Source organism: Streptomyces sp. NPDC021012 (assembly GCF_044333355.1).
GTDB lineage: Bacteria > Actinomycetota > Actinomycetes > Streptomycetales > Streptomycetaceae > Streptomyces.
In genome coordinates, this window is sequence record NZ_JBIRQU010000036.1 from 1 (window position 1) to 1,490 (window position 1,490).

Below are 1,490 nucleotides of genomic sequence, written 5' to 3' on the forward strand. Positions count from 1 at the left end.
CCCCGTCAGAACAGGCGGTCGTACGTGTTCCAGCCGCTGCCGATCTTGGTCCGGGTGGCGAACGGCGCGCCCGCGCCGCCCGTGCCCCGGTAGAGCCACAGGACCCCGGTCCGGTCGCGGGCCACCGCGTCCGCCTTGCCGTCGTCGGTGAGGTCCCCGGCGACGACGAGCTGGTCGTACGCGCTCCACCCGCCGCCGACCTTCGTCCGCGTGGCGTACGGAGCCGTGCCGCTGCCCGTGCCCCGGTACAGCCACAGGACGCCGGTCTTGTCCCGCGCAAGCAGGTCGGCCCGCCCGTCGCCGGTGACGTCGGCGCCGCCGGCGAGCCGGTCGTACGCGCCCCAGCCGGCACCGACCTTCACCCGGGTCTTGAACCGCGCCCCGGTGAAGCTGCCGGTGCCCTTGTAGAGCCACAGCACGCCGGTCTTGTCGCGGGCGAGCAGGTCCATGTACCCGTCCCGGTCGAGGTCTCCGGCACCGTCGATGCGGTCGTAGGCGTTCCAGCCGGCACCGACCTTCACGCGGGACGCGTAGGGCTGCTGGTCGACGAGCTGGCGGTCGTAGTACCAGAGGGTTCCGGACGCGTCGCGGGCGACGACGTCGCCGAGGCCACGGGTGGCGGCGGACGGTGTCATGCCGCCCCAGTAGTAGGGGCCCTGTCTGTTCGGAGAGAGCGACGTGAGGGCGTTGTAGGCCTGCCAGCCGGTGCCGATCCGGTACGGGCCCGCCAGGGGCGCCCCGGCCGCTCCGGTGCCGCTGTAGTCGAAGAGCGTGCCCGTGGTGCCACGGGCCACGAGGTCGTGACTGGGAAGCACGGGACGCCCCTGGGTGGCGAAGGGGGCGCTCAACCGACGGAGAGAGGTGCTGGCCCAGATGCCGAAGTCGTAGATGTCGTACATGGTGGCGAGCCGGAGGTGCTGGGCGTACTGGCCCGCGTCGCCCGTCAACTCGTACCCGATGGTGTGGTCACCGGGCTCCAGTCGGCAGCTGAGGTTCCAGAAGTTGTAGTCGGGGACGGCGCTCGAGCCGACCGTGCACGTCGCCCCGGGATCCGTGGAGACGCCGCCGAACCGGACGGGCTTCGGCATACTCGCCAGATACCCGTCGGCGAACCGGAAGTAGACGGTCAGTTCCCCGCGGTCGATGGCGTGGACACGGATCTGCTGGCGCGCTGTTCCCCCGGCGGGAACGGTCGCCAGGTCGTGGTCGACCGTGTTCAGCGCGGCGCTCGCGACCGTCTTGACCACGACCTTCGCGCTGCCGTGGGTGGCGTCGGCCGGTGTGGCGCCGGCGGTGCGGGCGGTCTCGATGCCGGCGGCCAGGTCGCCGCCCCTGGGGACGTAGGCGAAGCCCCAGTGGACCGCGGTGTCCGGCGTGTCCTTGGGTATGACGAAGCCGGGGCGCAGGCCTGAGGGGCCGCAGACGTAGACGGCGACGAGACCGGCGACCTCCGTGCAGTCGTTGGCCTGTGCGGTGAATCCCTGGGGGAC

At 72.1% G+C, this 1,490-nt stretch carries 1 protein-coding gene; it reads right to left on the reverse strand.

Annotation, left to right across the window (positions count from 1 at the left end):
- Positions 1 to 5: 5 nt before the first annotated feature.
- A partial coding sequence (locus tag ACH4TP_RS40335; protein WP_398440720.1) for an FG-GAP repeat domain-containing protein occupies positions 6 to 1,490 on the reverse strand: 1,485 nt, incomplete at its 5' end.